The sequence below is a fragment of the Priestia sp. ST2 genome (assembly GCF_055810735.1).
Genome location: NZ_JBVVNT010000004.1, coordinates 641,913 through 658,686, shown reverse-complemented (window position 1 = coordinate 658,686; position 16,774 = coordinate 641,913). Strand labels below are relative to the sequence as shown.

At 39.6% G+C, this 16,774-nt stretch carries 23 protein-coding genes and 2 riboswitches; of the genes, 15 read left to right on the top strand and 8 right to left on the bottom strand.

Annotation, left to right across the window (positions count from 1 at the left end; all coding sequences use genetic code 11):
* Positions 1-224 precede the first annotated feature (224 nt).
* The 8 genes from AC0KUU_RS20900 (at position 225) to AC0KUU_RS20865 (ending at position 6,254) form a co-directional block, all read left to right on the top strand.
* Positions 225-476 (top strand): hypothetical protein, encoded by a 252-nt coding sequence (locus AC0KUU_RS20900; RefSeq protein ID WP_322552319.1) that lies wholly within the window; start codon positions 225-227, stop codon positions 474-476.
* Positions 477-556: 80 nt separating this feature from the next.
* A riboswitch (SAM riboswitch) is annotated at positions 557-667 on the top strand.
* 79 nt (positions 668-746) lie between these two features.
* A riboswitch (cobalamin riboswitch) is annotated at positions 747-935 on the top strand.
* 149 nt (positions 936-1,084) lie between these two features.
* A complete protein-coding gene (metE, locus tag AC0KUU_RS20895) occupies positions 1,085-3,379 on the top strand; it encodes a 5-methyltetrahydropteroyltriglutamate--homocysteine S-methyltransferase (RefSeq protein WP_322552318.1) in 2,295 nt (764 codons plus the stop codon).
* 142 nt (positions 3,380-3,521) lie between these two features.
* The gene (locus AC0KUU_RS20890; protein WP_043981097.1) at positions 3,522-4,139 is read left to right on the top strand and encodes an acetate uptake transporter; all 618 of its coding nucleotides are present in this window, start codon (positions 3,522-3,524) and stop codon (positions 4,137-4,139) included.
* A gap of 143 nt (positions 4,140-4,282) precedes the next feature.
* Positions 4,283-4,783: a GNAT family N-acetyltransferase gene (locus tag AC0KUU_RS20885; RefSeq protein WP_322552317.1), complete on the top strand. Its 501-nt coding sequence runs from the start codon at positions 4,283-4,285 to the stop codon at positions 4,781-4,783.
* Between the two features lie 176 nt (positions 4,784-4,959).
* A complete protein-coding gene (locus tag AC0KUU_RS20880; RefSeq protein WP_342314825.1) occupies positions 4,960-5,094 on the top strand; it encodes a hypothetical protein in 135 nt (44 codons plus the stop codon).
* Positions 5,095-5,281: 187 nt separating this feature from the next.
* Positions 5,282-5,482 carry a helix-turn-helix transcriptional regulator gene (locus AC0KUU_RS20875; RefSeq protein ID WP_034276269.1) on the top strand — a complete coding sequence of 67 codons (201 nt, stop codon included), beginning with the start codon at positions 5,282-5,284 and terminating at the stop codon, positions 5,480-5,482.
* Between the two features lie 162 nt (positions 5,483-5,644).
* The gene (locus tag AC0KUU_RS20870; protein WP_165574848.1) at positions 5,645-5,809 is read left to right on the top strand and encodes a hypothetical protein; all 165 of its coding nucleotides are present in this window, start codon (positions 5,645-5,647) and stop codon (positions 5,807-5,809) included.
* A gap of 31 nt (positions 5,810-5,840) precedes the next feature.
* Positions 5,841-6,254 carry a DUF5301 domain-containing protein gene (locus AC0KUU_RS20865; RefSeq protein ID WP_098524857.1) on the top strand — a complete coding sequence of 138 codons (414 nt, stop codon included), beginning with the start codon at positions 5,841-5,843 and terminating at the stop codon, positions 6,252-6,254.
* An 86-nt stretch (positions 6,255-6,340) separates the two neighbouring features.
* Here the strand turns inward: AC0KUU_RS20865 and AC0KUU_RS20860 are convergent, their stop codons facing one another.
* The 5 genes from AC0KUU_RS20860 to AC0KUU_RS20840 form a co-directional block, all read right to left on the bottom strand.
* Complete coding sequence (locus AC0KUU_RS20860) at positions 6,341-6,481, bottom strand: hypothetical protein (protein ID WP_013058226.1); 141 nt, start codon at positions 6,479-6,481, stop codon at positions 6,341-6,343.
* Positions 6,482-6,648: 167 nt separating this feature from the next.
* Positions 6,649-7,281: a LysE family translocator gene (locus tag AC0KUU_RS20855; protein ID WP_322552476.1), complete on the bottom strand. Its 633-nt coding sequence runs from the start codon at positions 7,279-7,281 to the stop codon at positions 6,649-6,651.
* A 194-nt stretch (positions 7,282-7,475) separates the two neighbouring features.
* Positions 7,476-7,916 carry a DUF5391 family protein gene (locus AC0KUU_RS20850; protein ID WP_098524855.1) on the bottom strand — a complete coding sequence of 147 codons (441 nt, stop codon included), beginning with the start codon at positions 7,914-7,916 and terminating at the stop codon, positions 7,476-7,478.
* Positions 7,917-7,993: 77 nt separating this feature from the next.
* Positions 7,994-8,191: a hypothetical protein gene (locus AC0KUU_RS20845; protein ID WP_043981104.1), complete on the bottom strand. Its 198-nt coding sequence runs from the start codon at positions 8,189-8,191 to the stop codon at positions 7,994-7,996.
* A gap of 153 nt (positions 8,192-8,344) precedes the next feature.
* On the bottom strand, positions 8,345-8,833 hold the full coding sequence (locus AC0KUU_RS20840) for a DUF2500 domain-containing protein (protein WP_016765014.1): 489 nt from the start codon (positions 8,831-8,833) through the stop codon (positions 8,345-8,347).
* 126 nt (positions 8,834-8,959) lie between these two features.
* Between AC0KUU_RS20840 and AC0KUU_RS20835 the strand changes: the two genes are divergently transcribed.
* Together AC0KUU_RS20835 and AC0KUU_RS20830 are read left to right on the top strand one after the other, a co-directional pair.
* Positions 8,960-9,925 (top strand): 2-hydroxyacid dehydrogenase, encoded by a 966-nt coding sequence (locus AC0KUU_RS20835; protein WP_153254142.1) that lies wholly within the window; start codon positions 8,960-8,962, stop codon positions 9,923-9,925.
* Between the two features lie 11 nt (positions 9,926-9,936).
* Positions 9,937-10,167, top strand: a complete 231-nt coding sequence (locus AC0KUU_RS20830; protein WP_097822950.1) for a YczI family protein — start codon at positions 9,937-9,939, stop codon at positions 10,165-10,167.
* 29 nt (positions 10,168-10,196) lie between these two features.
* Here the strand turns inward: AC0KUU_RS20830 and AC0KUU_RS20825 are convergent, their stop codons facing one another.
* Positions 10,197-11,072, bottom strand: coding sequence for a Cof-type HAD-IIB family hydrolase (locus AC0KUU_RS20825; protein ID WP_322552316.1), 876 nt, complete (start codon positions 11,070-11,072; stop codon positions 10,197-10,199).
* 164 nt (positions 11,073-11,236) lie between these two features.
* Between AC0KUU_RS20825 and AC0KUU_RS20820 the strand changes: the two genes are divergently transcribed.
* Positions 11,237-11,995, top strand: a complete 759-nt coding sequence (locus AC0KUU_RS20820) for a DeoR/GlpR family DNA-binding transcription regulator (RefSeq protein WP_014458988.1) — start codon at positions 11,237-11,239, stop codon at positions 11,993-11,995.
* A 45-nt stretch (positions 11,996-12,040) separates the two neighbouring features.
* Positions 12,041-12,256 (top strand): hypothetical protein, encoded by a 216-nt coding sequence (locus AC0KUU_RS20815; RefSeq protein WP_322552315.1) that lies wholly within the window; start codon positions 12,041-12,043, stop codon positions 12,254-12,256.
* Positions 12,257-12,602: 346 nt separating this feature from the next.
* Here the strand turns inward: AC0KUU_RS20815 and AC0KUU_RS20810 are convergent, their stop codons facing one another.
* A complete protein-coding gene (locus AC0KUU_RS20810) occupies positions 12,603-13,289 on the bottom strand; it encodes a YoaK family protein (protein WP_060745148.1) in 687 nt (228 codons plus the stop codon).
* A gap of 72 nt (positions 13,290-13,361) precedes the next feature.
* Positions 13,362-13,862 carry a GNAT family N-acetyltransferase gene (locus tag AC0KUU_RS20805; RefSeq protein ID WP_043981121.1) on the bottom strand — a complete coding sequence of 167 codons (501 nt, stop codon included), beginning with the start codon at positions 13,860-13,862 and terminating at the stop codon, positions 13,362-13,364.
* A 114-nt stretch (positions 13,863-13,976) separates the two neighbouring features.
* Here AC0KUU_RS20805 and AC0KUU_RS20800 point away from each other — a divergent pair, with 114 nt between their 5' ends.
* From AC0KUU_RS20800 to AC0KUU_RS20790, 3 genes are all read left to right on the top strand, one after another.
* Entirely contained in the window at positions 13,977-14,906 is a 930-nt protein-coding gene (locus tag AC0KUU_RS20800) for a hypothetical protein (RefSeq protein WP_322552314.1), read from the top strand.
* Positions 14,907-15,010: 104 nt separating this feature from the next.
* Positions 15,011-15,640 (top strand): CPBP family intramembrane glutamic endopeptidase, encoded by a 630-nt coding sequence (locus AC0KUU_RS20795; RefSeq protein ID WP_322552313.1) that lies wholly within the window; start codon positions 15,011-15,013, stop codon positions 15,638-15,640.
* Positions 15,641-15,864: 224 nt separating this feature from the next.
* Complete coding sequence (locus AC0KUU_RS20790; protein WP_013058211.1) at positions 15,865-16,560, top strand: FadR/GntR family transcriptional regulator; 696 nt, start codon at positions 15,865-15,867, stop codon at positions 16,558-16,560.
* The last annotated feature ends 214 nt before the right edge of the window (positions 16,561-16,774 follow it).

The following is a 16,774-nucleotide window of genomic DNA, read 5'->3' as shown; positions in this document are numbered from 1 at the left end:
ATAACTCTTAACGAAACCTTGTAGCAGAAGGCTCAGTCAAACGTTATAATAGATAATGAATGATGATATATTCTCTATATTTGTCATATATTTGTATTACATATGTAATTAAAGAAAAACATTCACTTGATATACTGTTTAATGACTTAACTTTATCTTAAAATTTACAGTGAAATGCCTGTTTATAGAGGCTTAGAACATACACAGCAAATGGAGGAGCAATCATGGCAAACGAAAAGATGCAAGAAGGACTTGATCGTTTTATCAATGAAGATTTAAATGACCTTTTAGGTAGACTGTTCCCCTTAATGGACCGGGAGTGTGCCGAAGAAAAAAGAAAGCTTATCGAAACAGCGGTAGAGTACATTTATTCGTCAGGATATCACCAAGGGGCAAAAGATTTAATCGAAACGCACCGAAAAGATGATTACAAATTGTTAAGGCAAAAGTTAGCGTCAGCGCCTCCTAAAAACTAATTTTTTTGAAATTTCTTTTGACAGCATAAATGTAAGGTGTTAAGATGACTCTACATTCAAAATATTATAAACAATTAAAACTCTTATTGAGAGAGGCGGAGGGACTGGCCCTGTGAAGCCCGGCAACCATTTAACATTCTTGTTGAAAAGGTGCTACATCCTGCAAAGCGTACAGCTTTGAAAAATAAGAGAGGATTTCATAGATACTATGCCTCTCTATTCGTGATAGAGAGGCTTTTTATTTTATGTGAATATGTTTTGAATGAACAATTTTATAAAAATGCATCAGGTGCTGTGTAACGAATGTACGCAGCTTAAAAGGGAAGACCGGTGAAAAGCCGGCGCGGTCCCGCCACTGTAATGGGGAGCAACTTATTAACCACTGTTTCATGTTGAAATGGGAAGGGATAGGAAGCGATGAACCTAAGTCAGGAGACCTGCCTGTTGTATGCACTTAAGCTCTACGGGATATAGAGAGGAGTGAGGAATACGTGTTGAGAAAAACAGGCTATCTCAACTTTAGTTAAGTATGCGTATCATCTCTCTTTTCATTTCGAAAAGAGAGATTTTTTAGTTTACCGATAAAAAATATACAGGGAGTGGAAAAAATGAGCAGTGTAAAAAGTTCAAACTTAGGTTATCCAAGAATTGGTGAAAAACGAGAATGGAAAAAAGCGCTTGAGCAGTTTTGGGCAGGAAAACTAGAGAAAGATATCTTTTTGCAGGAAATTGAGTCTCTTCGTCTAGGGCATTTAAAAAAACAGCGTGACGCAGGAATTGAATTGATTCCAGTCGGCGATTTTAGCTTATACGATCACGTGTTAGATACAGCCGCTATGTTTGGTCTAGTGCCAAAGCGCTTTGATTATGACGGGGGACCGGTATCGCTTGAAACGTATTTTGACATCGCGCGAGGAACAAAAGGTGCGGTAGCTTCTACGATGACAAAATGGTTTAACACAAATTATCACTATATCGTACCAGAGCTTGAGGAATGTACGCCGGCACTTGTAGAAAATCGCCCGCTTCAATTTTACAAAGAAGCAAAACAGAAGCTGAATATTGAAGGCAAGCCCGTTATTTTAGGTCCAGTAACATTTGTGAAGCTGTCAAAAGGATATAAAAAAAGTGAGTTTAAAGAAGTAGTTGAACAATTTGTTCCGCTTTATGCAACTATCTTAGCGGAGCTGCAAGCAGAAGGAGTAGAGTGGGTACAAATAGATGAGCCGGTTTTAGCTACAACGCTATCAAAAGAAGACCTGGCGCTTTACAAAGAAGTCTATCAAGCTTTGAAGGAAGCAGCACCGAATGTAAAAGTCATTTTACAAACGTATTTTGACAGCGTTGATTACTATAAAGAAGTCGTGTCTCTTCCTGTTGAAGGAATTGGTTTAGACTTTGTGCATGACCGAGGCGAAAATCTCACTGCCCTTAATAAATATGGTTTTCCAACTGATAAAGTGCTGGCAGCAGGAGTGATTGACGGACGAAACATTTGGCGTGAAAATTTGGACGAGCAGCTTTTAACGATCAGTGAAATTGAAGAAGCCGTATCAAAAGACCGTTTGATTCTTCAGCCTTCATCAAGTCTGCTACATGTTCCTGTCACGGTGAAAAATGAAGAGACGATTGATCCAGTATTGAAAAATGCGCTCTCTTTTGCAGATGAAAAGCTAAAGGAAATTACGCTGTTAACAAAAGCGGTGCAGCAAGGAAAAGAAGCAATAGAAGAAGAAATAAGCGTAAGCAAGCAGGCAATTCAAGCATTAAATGGATCATCTTTTCGAAATTGTCAAGATGTGCAAAAAGAGCTGAAGCAGCTGCACAGCTATAAAGCAGAGCGACAAGCGCCGTTTGACGTACGTCAGCGCGTTCAGCAAGAAGCGTTTCAACTGCCGCTTCTTCCAACGACCACGATTGGAAGCTTTCCGCAAACAAAAGAAGTGCGAAAAGAGCGTCTAAAATGGCGTAAAGGCGAGTTAAGCGATGAAGCATATGAAGCGTACATTAACGAGGAAATAAAAAAATGGATTGAAATTCAAGAAAACATCGGCTTAGATGTCCTTGTGCACGGAGAGTTTGAGCGTACGGATATGGTCGAATACTTCGGTGAGAAATTAGGAGGCTTTCAGTTTACGAAGTTTGGCTGGGTGCAATCTTACGGTTCTCGCTGCGTGAAGCCGCCGCTTATTTACGGAGATGTATCGTATGAGCAGGCGATGACGATCAAAGAAACGGTCTACGCACAGTCTCTAACAAATAAGCCGGTTAAAGGAATGCTGACGGGTCCGATTACGATTTTAAACTGGTCGTTTGTGCGTGATGATATCCCGCGCTACGACGTCGCAAATCAAATTGCGCTTGCTCTTAGAAAAGAAGTAGAAGCACTTGAAAGTCAGGGCATTTCAATGATTCAAGTAGATGAACCGGCGCTGCGTGAAGGACTGCCGTTAAAACGAGAAAACTGGGACAGCTACTTAAATGCTGCGGTGTATGCGTTCAAGCTAGCGACGGTATCGGTGCAAAACGAGACGCAAATTCACACGCATATGTGCTATTCAGAATTCGAAGAGATTATTGATGCGATTAAAGCGCTGGATGCCGACGTGATTTCCATTGAAACGTCTAAAAGCCACGGTGAATTAATTTATGCGTTTGAAAAACATACGTACAATCAAGGAATTGGACTTGGCGTATATGATATTCACAGCCCGCGCGTACCGAAGCTTGAAGAGCTTCAGCGAAACATTGACCGCGCGCTAAAGGTGCTTGATCCTGCATTATTTTGGATTAATCCCGACTGCGGCCTTAAAACAAGAGGAATCAGCGAGACGGTTGAAGCTTTAAAAGTGATGGTTGAGTCTGCAAAACAAACCAGAAAAAATTTATTACAAAACGTTTAATAATAAGAAAGTAAAGGCCAAGCAGTGTAACCGCTACACTGCTTGGTCTTATGGGATTTTAAAAGGCCAAAAATATCCATTGACACTTCCCGTACATTTTTGTATCTTTTTAAAGGTGTTTTTAAAATCAGGGAGGTACAACATGAGTAACAACAGCACGCAGCACGTTAAAATTGTAACAGCGGATCCATCAGCGCTAGGTCTATTCGGACTTGCCATGGTGACACTTGTTGCATCGTTTCAAAAGCTTGGGGTAACCGATGGTGTTTCATTGGTATTGCCATGGGCGGTTTTTTTAGGCGGAATAGGACAGTTAATCGCGTCTATGCAAGATTTCAAACATAATAATACCTTCGGCGCAACTGCTTTTGGTGCCTTCGGGTTATTTTGGCTAGGTGTAGCTATGACATGGCTTATTCAGCTTGGAGCATTTGGAGAAGCGCTCGCAAAAGAAGCGGATCCAAAGCAGCTCGCATTTGCTTTTGTCGGCTACTTGATTTTCAGCGTTTTTATGACAGTTGGAGCAATGGGCACTCATAAAGTATTATTTATTATTTTTGTGTTAATTGATTTCTTATTCATTGGATTATCGCTAAGTACATTTGGTGTGGCATATGAATACACGCACTTACTAGCAGCAGTGTCAGAGCTATTGATTGCTCTGTTTTCATTCTATGGATCTGCAGCGGCTGTATTAAATACTCACTATGGTCGAATTGTGCTTCCGGTGGGCAAGCCGTTTGGAGCATTTATCAAATAATCAAGATGTTAATTAAAAAGCGAAGTAGGGTTGAATTCTGTATGATGCAGAGGTCAATCCTTTTTTGTTTGGGCATTTTTATATATAGTAGAAAGAGATAGTTATATGTAATAGAAGCTTTTAGAGAAAAAAGAAAATACATAATGAAAGGAAACGTTCCAATGATTATAAGACAAGTGGAGGAAAAAGATTTAAACCAATTAATTACGTTAGAAAACAAAGGCTTTACACCTGCAGAAGCTGCCTCAAAAGATGCATTTATCACGCGGATCAACACTATTCCTGATACGTTTATCATCGCTCAAGAAAATGAAGAAATAATCGGATATGTGAACGGTCCCGTCATTTCAGCTCCGTTTATTACGGATGATTTGTTTGAAAAAACGATTTCGAACCCTGAGGCAGGCGGTCATCAAAGCATTTTAGGTATCGTTGTAAATCCCAATCATCATCACAAAGGAATTGCCAGTATGCTGCTAAGAGAGTTTGAAAAGCAAGCGCAGGACAACCAGCGCTTAACGGTTACTTTAACATGTAAAGAAGAATTGATTCCGTTTTACGAAAAAAACGGATATGTGAATCAAGGAGTAGCGGAGTCTCAGCATGCAGGCGTGCAGTGGTTTAATATGAGCAAGGAGCTTTAACAAACAATGAAATAGAAAAGCACAAGCTTCCTTTAAGGAGTTTGTGCTTTTTTATATTAATTTCTGTGTAGTTATTGTAAATATGTAAAAGTAAAGGTGGTATTTACATGAATAAGTACGGCTTTTTTTATTGAGAGGGTGCACAGGTGTTTTATCTATTTCGTTGCTTCTAGCGGTTGATTGGAGGGCAAGGCGAAGACTCCTGCGGGAAAAGCGGCACAGGTGAGACCCCGCAGGAGCGAAAGCGACGAGGAGACTCAGCGGCCGCCCGCGGAAAGCGAGACCTTGCACGGAAATCAACAGCGGTGTAACAAGCGATTTATACTCAATCATTTCTCTCATTTTTTCGTCTTTAGATTGGATCAATCTCGTTATGTTTCAATCTCTTTTTTAGGTAGGTAAGAGACATTGATTTGTCAAACATATTTGACAGTAACAAGAAAAATAATATAAGATATGGATGTAAAAAGTTTTTTACATTTTAGAGATGAGTGATGAATGGTGGAAAATCGAATTAAAGAACTGCGTAAAAGCAAGCGAATGTCTCAGGATGAACTGGCAAAAGTATGCGGCGTATCGAGACAAACAATTAATGCAATTGAAAACAATAAGTATGATCCAAGCTTAACGCTAGCTTTTCAGCTGGCTGAGGAGTTGGGAGCAACAGTAGATGAGCTGTTTTTATTTCATAAATCATGATGAGTTAGTTAAACAGAGAAGGTAATGTGAAGTAGCGATGTTACTAGTAGAAGTTTTGACATTTCTGTACTATAAGTTAAAAGCACATAAGTAAACAGTAGATCAATATTACTTCTATCACTTTATAAAAAAGAGATTTACAGAGCAACGGTGGTGAAAGGAATGAAAAATCGAGCTGCCGGAGTAGCTCTTACAAGTACGGGCATGTTACTGTTGATGGTAACGTTAGTACTTCCTGTTCCGGGAGTAACGTATAGTTTACTTGTAGGAAGCAGCATTGTACTAAAGGGCTGCGGAACAGGAGGAATAAAAAGGTGTATCACTTGAATGCAGGGTGATGTAGAAAAGGAGGTTCCTTTTGAAAAAAAGAACAATTATTATAGCTGCACTTTTATTTATCGTCGTATTTTATTTTACATATACCGGGAAAGCCTATCAGTTAAAAGACGTCATAAAAGTAGACGAAGCAAACGTTACGCGTATTGAAATAGATACGGACGAAGGAAAACGTGTAGTAGATGATAAAAAAGAGATAAAGCAAATCGTACATTCTTTGGCAAAAATAGAAGTAAAAAAAAGCAAGGAGCTCGACCCAAAGTTTGACCAAGCTTACTGGGTAAAAATCGTCGAAAACGGAAAAGATGCGTACGGTTTAACGATTTATGATGATGACTACATAAAAGCGTTTAGCTTTGAAGATAAAAAACAGGCGACATATACGATTGTTAAAGACCAAAAAGTAGATGTTCAAAAGCTGTTTTCAACTAAATAAACGTGTAAACCTACTAAAAAAGACAGCCTGAGCTGTCTTTTTTTATAAAAATAATAGATTGAAAATTTAGATTATTTTAAGCGGAATTAATCCTTGCCTATATAATTAATAAATGATTGAATTAGGTCAATATCCGGGTTAACTAATAGTGCTGGAAGAAGGCCAAATGTTAATAATACAAGAACGTTTGATCCAATAAAGATGCGAAGTGCTTTTTTGATTTTCATGATATTTCCTCCCTTTTTTATATTTTCGTATAAAAAGAGAAAAAAATCAATAGAAATGTGACGAAATTGTGAACTTTTTTGTCTAATAGTCCCTGATAGATGATAAAAATTCCCTCTCTATACTAGATAAAGAGGGGATATAGCACGTCATAAAATATGTAGAAACATTAAAAATACATGTGCAAATTCTCAACAAATCGGTAGAGGAAATAGCATGAAAAACCAATTAAGATACATCCTGCCCCAATAGAAACCCATTTAATATAAAACTGATTCAGTACTTTTCTAGTTCCAGAGACAATCGTCATTAAGCCTAGGTCATGAATTAAAATCCCTGTTAATATTCCGGCAGCAATCAGCAGGAAATGAAAAGAATGAGAGGATTGAAGCGAATTGGTCAGCACCGTTCCAAACACGCTGAGCCAAAAAATGAGATTGCTAGGAGAAATCGCAACAAAGATCCCGTTCACATAAGAAGAGGCAAACGACTTTTTTACGTGTTCTCCAGGAGCTGTTATATCATGGTCGGCATGTTTAATGCTGTCATAGCCAATATAAAGTAAAAAAAGCGCTCCTATAAGCCACATGATAAGCTGTATAAAAGGAGCCGATAAAACAGAAGCCAGTCCAGAGTAAAGAAGCACAATTAATAATAAATCAACCGTCATCCCTCCGAGTCCGACAACCCATCCGTGAAGAAACCCGTTTTTTAAACCTTGTTTTGTCATTTCAATTGTCACCGTACCAACGGGAAGGGCAATCGAAAGACCGAGCAGCACATTTGTTAAAAATAACGTCACCAAAAACAAAACCTCTTTCAATCTTGTATCTACTATCGTTTTCCGTTTAAGTGGTCTTTCATTATATAAAAATATGTAATGAAATTTGATGTTATGTATAAAAAACAGTAAGCACAAAGGCTGCTTCGGTATATTGACACTTTTTTCTTACCGAGCTATAAAAAGAGGAGCAGTGGCGGCTCCTCTTCACCATTTTAAACGCTTTCCTGCACGGTGGCCGACGGTCTTTTAAACGCAGCAACAAACCACACAATATTCGTAATCAGCAAGCCTAAACAAGAAATCATTATTCCTATAATTGAAGCTAAGTTTCCTGAGAAATCTTCTAATCCGAATAAAAACAGAGCCGGCATCAGTAATAGAGTACTAGCAGCGATTAAAAGGCCGATGCTGCAAAAAGCGGCCATGATAAATTTTAAGAAATGCATTCCCAACATATAAAAAGCTAACGGCAACAAATATAAAAACAGAATCATGCCAAGAGATAACCACAGCCCAGTTGAGCCGAACGTATTAACGTTGGGACCTGAATTTGCTAGAGGAGAAAGCGAACCAAGAACTAAAATGAAGCAGAAAAATAGGGCAGAAAGCAAAGTGGTGACTATCACACTATTTTTTGCTGTAGAATTACGCATTGTTTTTTAGCCTCCTTTCTAATAAATAAGTGTATGGATTAATTTTACAATACAAAAGTTTGGGAATCACCAGTTTTTTACAAAAACCTTTGGTAGGTTGGATAATAATGAAGAGAAGCCGGGTTAAGATAATACACGTGTACATATTTTTTATGTGGACCTGGATAGTGGGTTTCATGCCAGTATTGCGCCAGTATTGTTTGAATAGGATGCGAATGAGGAGCTTCTCCGTAATGTCCGTAGTAGAGGCCGCTTCCTGAATAAGGAGAATACATAAAATCACCTGCCTGTTTAAATGAATGTGTTACACGGTATGTTTTTATATGGATTAACGTTCTTCTACAGTGTAAAAAGGGCACAAATAAGTCATTAGCTATATGAATGCTCCATTACAGTAAAAAAGACCTCTAAAAGCAAGAGGTCATAACCTAGGCATCTGTATGTTCTTCACTTGGATGTCTTTGAAAATCCAAAAAACGAGTTCCTTGAAACGTCAGCATTCCTTCGTCGCCTTCTGCTAGCATGCCGTATTCGCGGCCTGAAACAGTAAATTCAGAGCGGTCGGTGCTTTCAAATTGGAAGGTTACGTAGTAAGTTGTAGACGTGTGAGAGTGATGATGTTCGTGAGCATGACCGCCATGGCGGTGGACGTTTGTGCGTTTGCCCGTAATTTTTGCTTTTACGGATAGACGGGGAGACTGCTCATTTTTACTCCAAGTGCCGATCCCTTTAAAAATAGAAAATAGAAAAATACCAATAACAATAACAAAAAATAGCATCACAAACGTAGGCATTCCGTTAAATAACGCGTCGTCTGGAAAAAAAGCGCCTCCGCTTACGTCATCGGGCACATCACCTTCAAAAACAATGTCATCTCCGGACGGATCATCTTCAAATATCATTTCATCTTCAAACATTCGTATTCCCCCTTACTATAAATACGATTACTGAATGGAAAAAGTTTCATCTTTATAGTAGGCTTATGATAGGATAGCTAGTTACTATTCATACATATGAGTGAACAAGGAAAAGGAGAGATACACATGGGGAAATACAAAGTTGTTATGTCTGGAAAAACGTGGCCAAATGCTTACGAGAAGCTAGCGGAGCACTGCGATATTCAAATGTGGGAAGGAGAAGGAAAGATTCCACAAGAAACGCTGCGCGACTGGCTTCGTGACGCCGACGGATTTTTTAATATCGGCCACATCACAGTGGACGAAGAGCTGTTAGAAGCAGCACCGAATCTGCGCGTTATTTCTCAATCAGGTGTCGGGTATGACAGTGTAGATGTCGAAGCATGCACCAAAAAAGGGGTGCCGTTTAGTAATACGCCAGGCGTTCTAGTAGAAGCAACGGCAGACTTAACGTTTGGTCTCTTGCTGTCAGCAGCTCGCCGCATTCATGAAGGCTATGAAAAAGTGAAACAAGGAAACTGGGAAACGGTGTTTGGCGTTGATTTATTTGGAAAAACGCTTGGTATTGTTGGAATGGGCGATATCGGAAGCGCCGTTGCCAGACGAGCAAAGGCATCGGGCATGAACATCGTTTACCACAACCGAAGCCGCAAGCATGAAGCCGAAAAAGAGCTTGATGCCGTATACCTTTCATTTGAAGAGCTGCTTCACACAGCTGACTGTATCGTATGCTTAGTGCCGCTTTCAAATGAAAGCAAAGGCATGTTCGGAGAAGCGGAATTTAAAGCTATGAAAAACAGCGCGTATTTTGTGAACGCAGCACGCGGAGGATTAGTGGACACGGAAGCACTGTACGAAGCGCTGAAAAATGAAGAAATTGCGTATGCCGCACTGGACGTAACAGACCCAGAGCCGCTTCCGGCAGATCATAAGCTCCTGCAGCTTTCAAACGTACTGGTGACGCCGCATATTGGAAGTGCTACGTACGAAACGCGCAATCGCATGGCAGATTTAGCCGTCCAGAACCTGCTTTTAGGTCTTGAAAAAAAGCCTTTAGTGACGTGTGTGAATGAAGACGTGAATTACAAGTAAGGAGAGATTTTTTGTTAAAAGCATTACAGCTTATTTTTTCAATTATTACTGTTGGACTGGCTCTTTATATCATGCTTACTCACAGCTACCAGTTCCTTTCATTTTTAAATATACTTTTAGGTTTAACGATGCTAGTTTTAGGAGCAATCGAGTGGCAAAAAAGAAAGAAAACCAGCGCATGGCTGTTGTTTCTAGTTGCGCTGTTTAGCTGGTTTGTTGGTATTTATGGCATGATGATTTAAAAACGCTTGGCAAATGCCAAGCGTTTTTTTTAATGTGCTTCCAGCTGTGCTTCTAACACTTTTTCAATAACGGAAGCTACTCCGTTTTCATCGTTTGTTAATGTAACGTCATCAGCTAGTGCTTTAATTTCCGCGTGCGCATTTGCCATAGCGATTCCTTTTCCAGCCGTTTGCAGCATGGATACGTCGTTAAAGCTGTCTCCAATAGCAATAGTATCAGGAAGAGAGCCGCCAAGCTCTTTTACCACGTATGTTAATGCGTTTCCTTTTGACGCGTCTTTGTGTTCAAGTTCGAAGTTATGATCAGCCGAAGAGACAAGCGTCATATCATGCTGCTTGCTAAAGTGATCCCAGCCTTTTTTTCGTTTTTCATCATCAAATGAAAAAGCCAGTACGTTATAAAGCTCAGCGTTTGTATTTAAAATATCTTCATACGATGCAACGAAGGCAAATCCCGTTTGGCTGTATTGCTTAGCCACTGCGTGATGAAGTCTTTCTTCATCCACGTTTTTATTGGCGCTTTTTACTCGGTCAATTTCAATAGCCAGCAGCTCACGGCCTGAGTTTGGCGTATAAATCGCATGTTCAGCAAACACTTCATAGTAAAATTCGTTTGCATCCAGCCACTGAAGCGCTTCTTTGACGTGATGTGCATCAATCGGAACAGAATGTCTGAGCTGTCCGTTTGGGTCATGAATAGTCGCTCCGTTTGCGGCAATCACCCAAAGGTTTGAAAGCTCAGCTTTTTTTAAAATTTCCTGCACGTCGAAATAAGCGCGCCCCGTAGCAACCACGACTTCAACTCCGTGTTTTTGCGCTTTTTTAATGGCTTCTGCATTAATTGTGCTAATTTCACTGCTGCTATTTAAAAGCGTTCCATCCAAATCTGTAAAAATCATCTTCATAAACTATCTCTCCCTTTGACTATTTTTACTTGTTTTTGCGTGTTTTGTCTTGTTTATCCTACAATAAACGAAAAAACACTGATAATCAAGCGTTTTTACATTGTTTTTACAAAAGAAACAAGTATAATAAAGTAAAAAGCAGAAAGAAAACAGGTGAACAAGCAATGTTAAAACAAGAAAGACGCAAACAAATTATGAATTTGCTTGAAAAAGAAGGGCGAATTGTGGCTACCACGCTTAGCCAAACGCTGAATGTTTCAGAAGATACAATCCGCAGAGATCTGCGGGAAATGGACGCGCTTGGTTTGTTGCAGCGGGTACACGGAGGAGCGCTTCCGCGTTCCACGTCTGCGGTTGATTACAAAGAGCGAAAACGTGAATTGATGGATGTTAAGCATTCACTTGCCGTTGCGGCGCTTCCGTTAATTAAAGACGGGCAGGTGCTCTTGATGGACGGAAGTACAACAAATATTCAGCTTGTCAAAGCTTTTCCAAAGAATTTAAACGTCACGGTTATTACAAACAGTCCGTTAATTACCGTTGCACTAGCGGAACATGACTTTGTAGAAGTTGTTTCTCTTGGAGGGACATTTCGAAAAGAATCGATGGTCACGGTAGGACAAAGCGTGGTTGATACATTAAAACAAATTCGAGCGGATCTCTGTTTTTTAGGCGTATACGCAATCGATCCTAAAATCGGCATGAGCATTCCTTTGCTTGAAGAAATGCACATTAAAAGCCAAATGATTAAAAGTGCGAGTGAAGTAGCAGCTATTGTAACAGCTAAAAAACTCAATACATCGTCAACGTACACGTTCAGTTCAGCCAACTCACTAGATTGGCTCATTACAGAAGAACATGTGAACGAAACCGTGTTAAATGCTTACCGCGAAATCGGCATTGAAGTAATCACAAATAAATAGTAGTTTTAGTAAGGAAGTATATGGTAATGTAGAGTAAAAAGGAGCTTGAGCGATGAGCGAACAAATAGATGTTACGCAGGACTAGCGAAGCTTCAGCAAAGAGTCGAACACCTAGAGGAAAGAGTGGAAAAAGCAGAGTCTAAGCAAGGTCCTTTGCGGTCATTATGGGAAGCCATACGATCGATTTTAATTGGACTATTCATTGTAGGGCCTGCAGCAGCAATCATTTTTGGCGTTTTAGCGGCACTAGCGGGAAAATGAAAAAGGTTGAGACATAACTAAATCAATATAATCTCAAGGCGAACAAATTGGATAGATGAGCTATTGTGTTCGCTTGTTACAGCGCTGTTGATTTCCGTGCAAGACTTCGCTTTCCGCGGGCGGCTGGTGAGCCTCCTCGTCGCTTTCACTCCTGCGGGGTCTCACTTAGCCCGCTTTTCCCGCAGGAGTCTTCGTCTTGCCCTCCAATCAACAGCTAGAAGCTGCTATATATATGAACGTTCACTATACTAATAAAAATCCGAACAAATTTGATTCTCAATCAAGAATCAAAATCGTTCGGATTTTCCTTTGACTAAAATACTTTTATCCCAGCCTCGTTTTATTATTATTTTTCTGAATCAGAGTGAAACTTCGTGCTGACAAAAATGATAATGGCTAACAAAATCACAATTGGCAGCCAAATAATTTCAAATTTATAAGCAGGCTCTGCAAGCGCGGCGATAACAGCGCCAAAGCAGTAAAGCACAAGAGACAGCGCGCGAAGAATAGCATCGGTGTTAAACGTTTTGCGGTAGCGAGAACTGCGAAAACGTGCCGTTACGTCTTCAAAAAAGTTAGCAAGCGTCCCTGTCAATACAGTTGTGGAAATGCCGGCTACGCCAAGCTTTCGAGCAGCCGTTGTTTGAAGACCCATCGCTGAGCTTAATAAGAAAATAAATAAGTAAGTTAAGTGTAAAGAAGGAGAAAACGAAGATAAAAGTGCAAAAACAAGTAAAAGTAATCCTTCTATTCCAAGCGCGATCGTTACGGCTTTAGGCCAAAACGTTTTTTCTTTGTTTCCAACTAAAATTGCAGCTCCAACAACTCCTATAATAAAGCCTCCTAAAGCTGTCAGAGAGTGAAAAACAGTTGTTTCAAGAGAGTTTCCGATTGCTAACCCGAGCAGCACGATGTTTCCGGTCATGTTTGCCGTAAAGATATGGCCAAGGCTTAAGTAGCCAATCACATCGACGATACCCGCTGTGACACAAAGAACCAGCAAAATAATGTTTCGATAAGTAGAATTCGTCACGGTAAGTCATCCTTTCTTTTATACCAACTAAACAGTTTACCGTGAAGAAAAAAATCTGTCCAGAGAGTTGTCTTACAAATTTTTAAGCGTGTCCCATCCAAAAGCCACTTCAGATAGGGAGGTCCCCTCAATAACAACCTCAGCACGATCGATTCTTTTTCCGCCAAGCGCTTCGTAAAACTGACAGGCGCCGTTTTGTTCAAAAGCCCATGTGAGCATCGTATGTATATGTTGGTTTGCCAACTCTTGCGCTATTTTATGCATAAGCGCTTTTCCGATTCCTTTTCGCTGATGCTCTGCGAGTAAATACATGGCATACAGTTCTCCTTTATAGAAAGGATGCTTGCTGGTTCTTTCTTTGCCATAAGAAGCAAAGCCTACGATTTGACCGTTTTCTTCTGCAACAAAAATAGAATTTGATTCCAGCTGCTTTTTCCAGACGGGCTTTCGCTTTTCAGCGCTCAAAGAATCTAAAAAAGAATCCGGAACAAGTCCTTTATAAGTTGATTTCCAGCTTTCTACGTGTACATTTGCAATGCCTGCTTCATCGCCAATTCTGCCTGGACGTATCATATGCTCACCTCATTTTTTCTATATTTTAACATAATTTTAAAACGGGCATCCCCGTTTTTTCATTTTCTTTGTATATATATAGTAGCTATTTTACATAACAAAGGAGATGATATAATGAGTAAATTATTATTAAAAGATCAGCCGTTAATTGTACTACCGGCGCTGGCAGTCAAAGTAGGAGTGAACGGAGCCCTGTTTCTTCAGCAGCTTCACTACTGGCTTGAAAAAAGCGTAAACGTGCAGGACGGATATACGTGGGTATACAACACCAATCAGCAGTGGCTGCAGCAGTTTCCATTTTGGTCGCTTTCAACGATTCAACGCATCATTTCAAAGCTTGAAAAAGAAGGCCTGATTGTAAAAGGAAAGTACAACCGCTCTAAATTTAACAACACGGTCTGGTACCGGATTGATTATAATAAACTAGAAGAGCTTATGCCAAGCGATGAATTTGAAGAGCTCGAAGATGTCAATTTGACAGAAGGAAAGAGTCAAATTGAAGCAGCGGATTCACTCACTGTGACGGCGTCATTAACAGAGACTACAGCAGAAAATACAAATCAAATAAAAAGAGAAGAAGCCGCGCATGACGCTTACGTACAAACGTTAGAAGCCGCTTTTATTGCTAGAAGAAACCGAGGAGTGTATCCTTCAGCGAGTGACTTGAAGCATATGTACGAAGTCGCCAAAAGCGAAATACCTATAGAAGAGGCGCTAGCTGGACTGCATGAAGCATTTGATCACTACGTGCCTAAATACAGCGGAGATACCATTCGAGCATTTGCCTACATTAAACAGCATCTTTTTCATAAGCATTATGTAACATCACAGCGCACGCTAGCGAGTCAGCAGACTGAAAAGCCGCTTTCCTACGCTAATAAAAAGCGCGTTGTTCGCAAGGAATTGACGCCGGATTGGCTAAGAGAAAATGAAGAGCTAGAACCTTCAGCTCCTGCTTTTAAAAACGATGCCCACTTTGAAGAAGAAAAGAAAAAGCTTGCTGAAAGTCTTCGTGAGCTGGAGCAGGAATTAAAAAATAATTGAAAATACCCCGGGACTTTTATAAGATAAAAGATAGTAAACCTTTTGAATACGAAAGGTTTACTAGGTAAAAGAAAAGCGTCTCTTAAAGAAGGTGCGCCATAAACATGATAAAATTTTTGTTTTTGCTGTTTATGCCAACAATCTTTGTTTTTTTCGGTTTGTGGCTTATCCAAAATGTGTTGGTAACATTTGTGTGCTTTTACGGCTGGATGTTTATGATTTTATATGCGAATAATAAAATTAACTTGAAGGTAGCGCTTATAAAAAAATCTCTGTATGTGGGAACTCTGAGCGGAGTTCTATGTGCCGCTGTGATAATTGGAAGCAGCCTGCTTTTTTCTGGTAAAATCTTTCATGTAGAAGATATGCAAGCGGTTTTGCAAATATGGGGATTTAGCGGATGGAAAGTTATCATTTTAGCCGTCATTTTGATTTTTATTAACCCTTATTTAGAAGAAATGTATTGGCGAGTATATATACAGAATAAAGTGAAGAAGCATCTGTCCTTACCTGCTTCAACCATTGTTACATCAAGCTTTTATACGCTTTATCACCTGTTTATTATTCTGCCTGCTTTTGCGTTTCCTTTTAATTGGATCTCGGCTGCAGGCGTTTTTTTAGCAGGTATAATGTGGGCGTGTATAAGGGAGCGATACGGTGCCGAAGCGGCAATTATTAGTCATGCGTTAGCGGACGCGGCGATCATGATCGTATACGGATTATATGTAAGATAGTGGTATTATGTCAAAAAACCATGAATCGTTATTCATTTATAACTTGTTTTCATGGTATAATAACAATAATAGTAAAATTTTATCAACACATTTGAATTGAAATAATGTATACTTGTAATACAAAGATTGAAGCGTTTACATAAATCGGAATACACATAGTTAATCTGGGTCCGATGAAAACTAAAAAAAAGAGAGAGATAATTACTTGGAGGAGGAATAGAAGTATGTTTGTACCTATTGAGCGTAAAAAAGTATCTAGTCAAGTGCTTGATCAATTAAAAAAGATGATTAAAGAGAAAACGTTCCCGCCAGAGTCTCGTTTGCCGTCGGAACATGAGTTATCCAAAATGTTTGGAGTGAGCCGCGCACCAATTCGTGAAGCGCTAAGCGTTCTTTCTGCCAGCGGATTAATTGAATCACGACAAGGCGGAGGAAGTTACGTAAAACGTGTAAACTTAGTGGGCATGCTTGATCCAATGACGTTTGAAATGGTTGAAGCAGATCAGGTTCTTGAACTAATTGAAATGCGTATTATCATCGAGTCGCAGGCAGCAAGCTTAGCCGCGCTGCGCCGTACGGATGAAGAACTGATTGAAATTAAAGAATCGTTAGAAGCATTTAAAAAGACGGTTCACAACAGTGAAGAAATTGGACATGAAGCGGACTATCGCTTTCACCATGATATCGTGAAAGCAGCTCACAATTCATTCCTTCTTCATGCTGTAGAAGATTTAGGCCATTTGTATCGAAAAGCGCTTGCTTATTCGTTAAATAAAAGCCAAAAAGAAAATCGCAAGCAAACGGATGCCGACCATGAGCGTATTTTTGAAGCGATTAAAAATGGAGAGCCAGAAGAAGCAGCAGAAGCGGTTCGTGATCACTTAGAGCACGTTCGCCAAAAAGTAATGGTATCTCAATAATAAAAAAACGATAGCCCTTGTGGCTATCGTTTTTTTATATGTGTTAGTTATAAAAAAAATCACAAATCATATTCTAGTGAATATGGTTTGTGATTTTTTTGTAAAGATATTTAAAGTTATGTTAATTTTTGGTAAACTGGACTTAGTTCCATAAAATTACATTATGGTTTTAAATAGATTTTCCTATTTTATTTGGTTGTCTTTTAACATAAAT